The following is a 9,005-nucleotide window of genomic DNA, read 5'->3' on the forward strand; positions in this document are numbered from 1 at the left end:
TCGGGAGTAGGTATAAAGAAACCGAAAAGATAAGTGGTTAGTGTTTGTTAATGGTGGAGGCGGCGGGAATTGAACCTTCCGTTATTTCTGATAAATCAATTATATATTGTATTCCTGCGCTATTTTTGTGGCAATTTTGATATTCTTACAAACTTGGAAAGCAATTTCATCACACAATAAAATATCCTTAATTTCTTTTAGTTAGATTGCTAAACTCTAACAAGTTCCATTAATGGTTCAAATGAATATAATGCTGGCCTTCTTCCCGAAGCTTCTTCTAGTGTAATAATTAAACCATTCTCCAAGAGTTCTCTAGTAAATCTTGCAGCGCTTGCAGCGGGTATACCGCTATTTGTAGTAAATTTATTATTCCTAAATACTGGGTTTGTAAAAACAAAGTCTAGCGCATTTACACTCCATTTTGAAGATAAAACATCGGCAAAGGTTACCTTCATTTTTTCGTACAATGATCGAATATTTTCAGCAATATCAAGGTTTCTAATTGCCTGATTCTCAACAGCCTCAAGAAAAAAAACACACCAGCTTTCCCAGTCTCCGTTTTTGGATACATTCCGCATTGTGTCTATATACATGTCTTTATTGTCTTCCAAATAGCCACTTATATAGAAATGAGGAGCAGATATTGTTCCTGAGGACCAAAGCATTAATGTAATCAGTATACGCCCGATGCGTCCATTACCATCCTTAAATGGATGCAGCGCTTCAAACTCGATATGAGTCAGCGCGGTTTTAATTAATATTGGATCATTACTTTGCTCAATATACTGAAACAGCTTATCGAGACCTTCTTGAAGTCTTTCTGGGCTAATGGGAATAAACAAAATATTCCTTTTCAGCTTATCTGCTAAATAGTTTTGCTCCTTTTTAAATTCACCTGGCGATTTTGAAGCCCCGCGACCTATAGAAAGTAATCGTTGATGAATGGTCTTAATAAGTGATTGTGAAAATGGGTAACCACTCAACATAGCTTGTTGGGCAGCACGTAACGCTCTCTGATAGAGCACAGTTTCTATGATTTCTGATCTTACGTTTGCCACATTTCCCGTACCATCATCATGGTCTGCCTCATATTTAAGAATTTCATCCATGGTACTAACTGTACCTTCTATTCTTGAAGAAATGACAGCCTCTTGGTTCCGTAAAGGTGCTAATAGTATTTCGCTATTGTGCATGTTTTTTAGCATTTGATCATAGCGAGCCACTGCATCTGTAGCTTTTAGTAATGAGGGTAAGAGCTTTCTTAAATCCAGATTACTTGGCGGAAATTTGTCGTAATGGTAGTTAACAGCGGTATCTAAATTAAGCTCCATGGTTTGATATCCGTGGTTTAGAGATGAATAATTATTATAATATTATCGACAAAACGAATAGACATCAATAAATATAAAATTGTGATCAACAAATTGGGTAGTGCTTAAAGAATTCAGAACAAGTTAGTTTGTCTCTCAATTTTAGGCGATTTTGATGAACAACCATGGTAGTGCTTAAAGAATTCAGAACAAGTTAGTTTGTCTCTCAATTTGAGACAATTTTGAGGAACAACTCATCCAGTAACCGTTGAGTGAATCTCACTCAGTGGTGCTATCATTTTTTGGCAATTCTAAGAAACAATTCATTAGGATAACGTGAGCTTCAGATATATTCCGTCATATTCCGTCGGCTTTATCCATCTACCATATACTTTACGAATTTGCCCCCAATCCTTATGACCCATTTGCTGGGCTATCCAGAGAGGGTTTTTTCCTCTTGAAAGGAGTGTTGATGCAAAAGTATGGCGGGTTTGGTAGGGGTTGCGGTAGGGATGTTTGCGCGTTTGAGCGCAGGTGTCCAGATTACTTTTCTAAAGGCTTGATCGTTTTTCCAGGATGAATTGGTGTGTGAGTCATGGAATACGACGTCGTTTAGTTTGCCAGTGTAGGTTTGCTGGCTAAGTAGGGTTTCTCTCGCTTGGGGTTGAAGCGTAACTTTACGGGTTCCTGATTTGGTTTTGGTACTTTTGATGTGGCACAGACGCATGAGTTAGGATATTACATATTGCACCGTAAAATACATGACGAATTTGAGTGCAGTGACGCGGATAGGGTGGAGTGGGATGCAGAAGAAGCTGGTATTGAGAAGGAAGCAGATGAGTTTGCGGTAACCATTCTGATCAGCCTCTAAGCGCTGGCAGTTGCTCATCTTTTGGCACAAACTTTAGAGCAATACCGTTATTACACCAGCGTTCTCCACGTGGAGGCGGGCCATCACTGAATACATGGCCTTGATGCCCTCCACAGCGCACGCAGTGATATTCCGTGCGTGGCCAGATCATCTTGAAGTCGATTTTAGTCGCTACGTGCCCGGCAATAGGCTGGGTAAAGCTTGGCCAGCCTGTCCAGCTTTCGTATTTATTTGCGCTTTCAAACAATGGTAGATAACAGGCGGCGCAAATAAAAGTGCCTTCACGGTCCTCATAAACCAGATTACTGGATTCTGGGCGTTCGGTCTCTTCTTCAAACAGTATTTGATAAGCCCTGGATGAGAGTAATTCGCGCCATTCCTCATGTGTTTTATTGAGGGGCGTAATAGGGTTGATTGCTTCTCCAACCACTTGTGCACGAAAGCATGCGGGAATCAGCGGAAACACGGCTGCCAGGGCGAGCGTTTGTAATAAAGTGCGTCGTTTCATGAAATCTTATCCAAATCAACAAGGGTATTGGTGAACTGACTTTTGTGGCTCTTATCAGCATGAGTTTATTTGTTACGTTTGTTTATTACTACTGAAAATCATAATAGTGACCTACAAACACAAATTTTGATAGTTGAGGTACGGAATAATCAATTGTTTCAATTATAATTTATTCAAATTCGCTTTAGCTTCAATTGCTAATACATTATCGCTTTTTAGCAACCTGCTGGAAATATGTATTCATCTTTCATCGCTTAACAAATACCAGATCGGCAAGTTATCTATATGACAAAGCAATGCTTCGACAGAGCAAAAAAGCTGATAGATGTGGCAAATAGTGAAGACCCGAACAGGGAAATCAGCGAAGGAAAAGATTGGCCGAAAGAACTGCTTTACTCGCATCGCATGTCAGACATGCTCGAACGCTATGCACCCGATGCCGATGATGCCATGAAACTGGCGGTGAGTGCTCAACATATCCAACGCTGGAAATCGCCACGCAGCGATTATCCGATGAATCGTAAAGGTTATCATCAATGGCGTGCTGGGCTATACAAACTTCATGCCGACACCATTGCCGATTTGCTTGCAAAGGCTGGATATGAAAATGAATTTATCGCTCGTGTAACACAGGCCGTTGGGAAGAAATTGCTTAAGACCAATCCAGATACCCAGCTACTGGAAGATGTTGCCGGGCTGGTTTTCTTCGAACACTACCTGCTTGACTTCGCTGGTAGACACCCTGAATACGACGAACAGAAGTGGCTTACTATTATTCGCAAAATTTGGAACAAGATGTCTGTTCGGGCTCATCAATATGCACTCGCTGGACACATCAAATTTTCAGATTCACTGGCTGCGATAATCCAGAAGGCAGTATCTGAATAAAAAGGGTTCTGTTGCAGTAGCAAATTTGCAGGTTCTTAAATTGATTATTTGATTATCTGATCTGATAAGGTGAATCTTCTTCCATAGCAGATGCTGTGATTTAGGTTATATTGCTATTTCCCGAACAATCGCCTTTCTTGTGGGAAACGTGGACCAAAGTCACCCTCGATCACGCTCTTCCTGGTTGGCTTTGCCTTTCCCCTTCCTTGCGTACCCTGCGATTGAACGGCAACAAAGGAACCGGAACTAACAACGCTTGTTGCTGCCAAATTTCTAATACTTTCATTTCTAATGGAAAATAGTGTTTATTTTTTCCTGTAAGCTGCGCGCCGGCATGAAGAATTTGTTGGCATCTTCGAGAAGGCTCGTCCGCTTTGAAACAAGCAGTAACGCTTAAGAGGAGAGACGATAATGCAACTAGGTATGATCGGTCTTGGACGAATGGGTGCCAATATGGTGCGGCGCCTGATCAATGGCGGTCACGAGTGCGTGGTATTCGACGTATCGCCGGAAGCGGTGAAGGAACTGGTGAAGGAGAAAGCCATTGGCGCCACGTCAATGGCCGATCTTGTGAAGAAGCTCGCGAAACCGCGGGCGGTGTGGCTGATGGTCCCTGCGGCAGTGGTAGATAAGACGATCGCAGACCTGCTGCCGTCGCTGGATCCGGACGATATCCTGATCGACGGCGGCAATTCACACTACGTCGATGATATCCGCCGCGCAAAAGAACTCGCCGCCAAACGCATCCACTACGTGGATGTGGGTACGAGTGGTGGGGTTTGGGGCCTGGAGCGCGGGTACTGCATGATGATCGGCGGCGAGTCCAAGGTGGTCAAGCACCTTGATCCGATCTTTGCCTGCTTGGCGCCCGGCCGAGGAAACGACATCCCGCGCACGCCCGGTCGCGAGAAGATCGGTGGTACGGCGGAACAGGGATACCTGCACTGCGGACCGAACGGGGGCGGGCACTTCGTCAAGATGGTGCACAACGGTATCGAGTACGGCCTAATGGCTGCGTATGCCGAAGGGCTGGGAATACTGCGCCACGCCAACATCGGCAAACACGAGCACGTGGTTGATGCCGAGACGACGCCACTGCGCGACCCCGAGTATTATCAATATGACTTTAATCTGCGTGATATTGCCGAAGTGTGGCGGCGCGGCAGCGTTATTGCTTCGTGGTTGCTCGACCTGACAGCAGCAGCGCTGGTCGAAGATGCCGATCTGAAGCAGTTCGCCGGGCGGGTGTCCGATTCCGGCGAAGGGCGCTGGACGATCAAGGCGGCGATTGACGAAGCTGTGCCGGTGCCGGTGCTCTCTACTGCACTCTATCAACGCTTCAGTTCGCGTGGCGAGGCGGATTATCAGGACAGATTACTCTCGGCGATGCGCCTCCAATTCGGCGGTCACCTAGAGAAACCAGGGAAGTGAGGCACTAGTCATGAACGGCCTCCATTCCGACGCGCTGGTCTTCTTCGGTGCAACGGGCGACTTGGCCTACAAGAAGATTTTCCCATCATTGCAAGCTATGGTGAAGCGCGGCAACTTGAACGTGCCGGTGATTGGCGTGGCTAAGTCCGGGTGGACGCTTGAGCAGCTGCGTGCGCGTGCTCGGGAGAGTATCGAGAAGCACGTCGGTCTCGATGCTGCAGCTTTCGACACGCTGTCGGGGTTGTTGCGCTACGTAGACGGCGACTACAACGATGCGGCCACCTACCAGGCCATCCGCAAAGAACTGGGGGAGGCACTACGACCGGTGCACTACCTCGCCATACCGCCTGCGCTCTTCGGAACAGTAGTCGAACAACTCGCCAGGGCCGGCTGCACCAATGGGGCGCGCGTCATCGTGGAGAAACCGTTTGGGAGAGACCTGCCGTCCGCACAGGAGCTCAACCACATTCTGCGAAAGACATTTACCGAAGAAACGATCTTCCGCATCGACCACTACCTGGGCAAGCGGCCAGTGCACAACATGGTGTTCTTCCGATTCACGAACGCGCTGTTAGAGGCGTTCTGGAACCGGACCCACGTCGAGAGCGTGCAGATCACCTTGGCAGAGAGCTTCGGGGTCCAGGGCCGAGGCGCATTCTACGACCAGGTCGGCACTATCCGCGATGTGGTGCAAAATCACCTCTTCCAGGTGTTGACTAATCTGGCGATGGAACCGCCGGTGCGCACTGACAGCGAGTCGATGCGCGACGAGAAGGTGAAGGTGTTGAAGGCCATTCCGCCGATTGAAGCGACGAACCTGGTTCGCGGGCAGTTCCGTGGGTACCGGACGGAGGCCGGCGTGGCGCAGGACTCGCAGGTCGAGACGTTCGCAGCGTTGCGTCTTGAGGTCAATTCGTGGCGCTGGCAAGGAGTGCCGTTCTACATCCGCGCGGGCAAGTCGTTGCCCGTGACGTGCACGGAGGTCCTGGTGCGCTTGCGCCGACCGCCGACAGTCTTTCCGACCTGTAATCCAGAGGGAAACTACTTCCGTTTCCGTGTCAGTCCCGACATCACCGGCGCCTTCGGCGTGACGGTGAACGACCCGAAAGAGAAGATGGTCGGTCAGCAAATCGAGTTGCTGGCGAGTCGTTACCCCAGCGTCGAGCAAGTAGATGCCTACGAACGACTGCTCGACGACGCCATGCAGGGCGATGCCACGTTATTTGCGCGCGAGGACTATGTGGAAGAGGCGTGGCGCATCGTTGACCCCGTCCTGAAGGCGACCACGCCGGTGTACGAATACGAGCCGGGGACCTGGGGACCGGCAGAGGTCGATCAGCGCGTCGTGCCACCCGGAGGATGGCAGAACCTGGTAGTCACCGGCTGAGATTTCCGGCCGAGCAGACACGAATTGTCAAATTGCTGATCGAGAAAGTCATTGTTTCGCCCAACGCATCTTGAGATGCGATTGCGCGGGTTTACCATCATTCGCAAAATTTGGAACAAAATATCCATCCGGGCTCATCAATATGCACTCGCTGGGCCCATCAAATTTTCAAATTCACTGACTGCAATAATCCAGAAGGCAGTATCTGAATAATATAGGGTTCTGTTGCAGTAGCAAATTTGCCCCCAAGTCGTTCCGCCATGTAGCAATAATTGCTAATCGGAATAGTTGTCCAGATTTTGAATTATAGAGTTATGCATCAATATTTCATCGTTTAGAAATTTACAATTGAATTTACAATTAAATAGATTCTTTTTCAATCTACGAGGTAATAACTATGAATACGCTCATAACTTGGTTAATGAGTTCCTGTGTTTTAATAAGTAGTAGAAAATTGAAGGGACTAGCATATGTTTTTATAGTTGGAACGCTCTTGCTCAATACAGTATCCGCCTTTGCGGAACATCGTGCCGTTAATGTTAGCATTGGGGGTACTGGAGGCGCTGTTGATTCTGCCTCTGAACACAAAGTTCGCAAGGTTATCGGGCATGCGTTTACGGATGGAGCTGTCGATACTCTGTATGTATATAGTCCTAGAGCAGGAGGGCCTATTTTTATAGAAGGTGGCTTGTCTTTATGTGCAGAGGCGAGTTTTAGTGCAACGACAGAAAAATTCAATAATTTTATACATAAGCTAAGCTCTATTCATCCTCCATCTGGTACTTTCTATAACGTAGAATTAACTAAAGCTTGTGAGCCTATTGATGTAAGCCAACCACAAAGTTGTGGCGGAATCCAAGGGAAACAATGTGCAAGCACTCAACAATACTGTGATTTCGGTATCGGTCATTGCAAGATTGCCGACGGAGAGGGTACCTGCAAGGACAAACCTACAATTTGTACAGAACAGTATGAACCAGTCTGTGGTTGCGATGGAATAACCTATGGTAATGCTTGCCACGCAGCATCAGAAGGTGTCTCCATTGATTATGTGGGTGAATGCAAACCATCTGAGCCATAAGCCTGCGGCGGAATTGCGGGAATGAAGTGCCCGCCAACAAGAGCTTTTAGTTACAAGTTATTTATTCTTTAAAATAAAAGCACCACCCTTCAAAACGCCCTCGGTCTAACTAACGTTGGGCGTTTTGCTTTCTTTATGGATTGAATTTTATAGGGAGCACAATCTTCCTTAATAAACTGCTTTATCTTGTCCTCACAAACTTGCCATACGCTGGTTTTTTCGTCCAAATTCTGCAGGCAATCATGATCGCAGGTGTTAATAAATCAGTAATTTCTCAGATATGAATAAAAATTATTAATTTATTAACTAAAGCTAATAATCAAGCACTTGATTCATCCGTTTGTAATCCAATGATTTTTACTGGCTAAAAAATTATTACTTGCTAAGTTCACTCTTGAACATAGGGTGGGGTTTGTGACATGGCTCAACACAGTTTTATGACATAATCTTTTCATATGTCATAAGTATAATTGATAACCATTACCATTCGTATTGGACTTGTAATGACTACTACTAATGCGGAATGATTGCAATGTATTTTCGATTTCTTGTTACAACATCTATATTGAGCTGCATGACTGTACTATTTATGACGCACGTGTTTGCAGATCAATCTAAACTAAGTATTGAACAAATTAGAAATTTGCCGATTATGCAATCGCTAGGGCAGAAAATATTCTTCGATACCAATTTATCGAATCCACCAGGACAGGCATGTTCTAGCTGTCACGATCCTAAAACAGCTTTTTCAGATCCTGATTTAGATTTGCCTGTTTCAAGAGGGGCAGTAGAAGGGAAGACAGGCACTATTAATGCACCGATTGTAATGTACACAGCGTTTATCCCCGCTTTTCATTTTGATCCTGAAGAGAGTTTGTTTATTGGGGGGCAGTTTTTAGATGGGCGCGAAACTACTTTAGAAGAACAAGCAAAAAAACCTTTTCTTAATCCGGATGAGATGAATAATCCAGACAAAGCCAGCGTAATTCAAAAAATTAGAAATGCTTCGTATGCTGCCGAATTTAAGCTAGTTTTTGGGCAGAACGTACTAGATGATGTTGACAAAGCCTATGATTATGTTGCTTCTGCGTTAGCAAGTTTCGAACGTAGTGCCATTCTTAGCCCTTTCACTTCTAAGTATGACTATTACTTGGCTGGTGCGGTGAAATTATCAGAACAAGAGGAACGTGGATTACAGCTTTTTGAGGCTAAAGACAAAGGAAATTGCGCGGCTTGCCATCCAACTAGACCTATTGATGGAAAGCTGCCTTTATTTACAGATTTCACCTACGATAATTTAGGTATCCCCTCTAATCAGAAGATTCTAGAAGCTAAAGGGGCAGATTTTGTTGATATTGGTTTAGGCAAAATAGTTAAAGAAGACACGGATAATGGTAAATTTAGAGTACCAACCTTACGCAATACTGCGAAAACAGCGCCTTATTCCAATTAGCATTGAAAAATGAAGAAATGAAACAATATAGCCATGAATTACGAGGAAAAAATCATGGCAAGAAAAGCAAGTGGAA

Annotated in this window: 9 protein-coding genes; 6 read left to right on the top strand and 3 right to left on the bottom strand. The window is 45.5% G+C overall.

Going from position 1 to position 9,005, the window contains the following annotated elements:
- Nucleotides 1-209: 209 nt before the first annotated feature.
- Nucleotides 210-1,331, bottom strand: coding sequence for a Fic family protein (locus R2Q26_RS10695; protein WP_317536259.1), 1,122 nt, complete (start codon nucleotides 1,329-1,331; stop codon nucleotides 210-212).
- A 412-nt stretch (nucleotides 1,332-1,743) separates the two neighbouring features.
- The gene (locus R2Q26_RS10700) at nucleotides 1,744-2,037 is read right to left on the bottom strand and encodes a hypothetical protein (RefSeq protein ID WP_317536260.1); all 294 of its coding nucleotides are present in this window, start codon (nucleotides 2,035-2,037) and stop codon (nucleotides 1,744-1,746) included.
- 18 nt (nucleotides 2,038-2,055) lie between these two features.
- Between R2Q26_RS10700 and R2Q26_RS10705 the strand changes: the two genes are divergently transcribed.
- Entirely contained in the window at nucleotides 2,056-2,181 is a 126-nt protein-coding gene (locus tag R2Q26_RS10705; protein WP_317536261.1) for a hypothetical protein, read from the top strand.
- Here the strand turns inward: R2Q26_RS10705 and msrB are convergent.
- Nucleotides 2,171-2,689 (bottom strand): peptide-methionine (R)-S-oxide reductase MsrB, encoded by a 519-nt coding sequence (gene msrB, locus R2Q26_RS10710; RefSeq protein WP_317536262.1) that lies wholly within the window; start codon nucleotides 2,687-2,689, stop codon nucleotides 2,171-2,173. The genes R2Q26_RS10705 and msrB overlap by 11 nt on opposite strands.
- A 285-nt stretch (nucleotides 2,690-2,974) precedes the next feature.
- Between msrB and R2Q26_RS10715 the strand changes: the two genes are divergently transcribed.
- The 5 genes from R2Q26_RS10715 (at nucleotide 2,975) to R2Q26_RS10735 (ending at nucleotide 8,929) form a co-directional block, all read left to right on the top strand.
- Nucleotides 2,975-3,577, top strand: a complete 603-nt coding sequence (locus R2Q26_RS10715; RefSeq protein WP_317536263.1) for a DUF4202 domain-containing protein — start codon at nucleotides 2,975-2,977, stop codon at nucleotides 3,575-3,577.
- 411 nt (nucleotides 3,578-3,988) lie between these two features.
- A complete protein-coding gene (gnd, locus tag R2Q26_RS10720; protein ID WP_317536264.1) occupies nucleotides 3,989-5,008 on the top strand; it encodes a phosphogluconate dehydrogenase (NAD(+)-dependent, decarboxylating) in 1,020 nt (339 codons plus the stop codon).
- Nucleotides 5,009-5,018: 10 nt separating this feature from the next.
- Nucleotides 5,019-6,395, top strand: a complete 1,377-nt coding sequence (gene zwf, locus R2Q26_RS10725; protein ID WP_317536265.1) for a glucose-6-phosphate dehydrogenase — start codon at nucleotides 5,019-5,021, stop codon at nucleotides 6,393-6,395.
- A gap of 454 nt (nucleotides 6,396-6,849) precedes the next feature.
- Nucleotides 6,850-7,476: a Kazal-type serine protease inhibitor family protein gene (locus R2Q26_RS10730; protein WP_317536266.1), complete on the top strand. Its 627-nt coding sequence runs from the start codon at nucleotides 6,850-6,852 to the stop codon at nucleotides 7,474-7,476.
- Between the two features lie 574 nt (nucleotides 7,477-8,050).
- Nucleotides 8,051-8,929 (top strand): cytochrome-c peroxidase, encoded by an 879-nt coding sequence (locus tag R2Q26_RS10735; protein ID WP_317536267.1) that lies wholly within the window; start codon nucleotides 8,051-8,053, stop codon nucleotides 8,927-8,929.
- The last annotated feature ends 76 nt before the right edge of the window (nucleotides 8,930-9,005 follow it).

Source organism: Nitrosomonas sp. Is37 (genome assembly GCF_033063275.1).
In the GTDB taxonomy this organism is placed as follows: domain Bacteria; phylum Pseudomonadota; class Gammaproteobacteria; order Burkholderiales; family Nitrosomonadaceae; genus Nitrosomonas.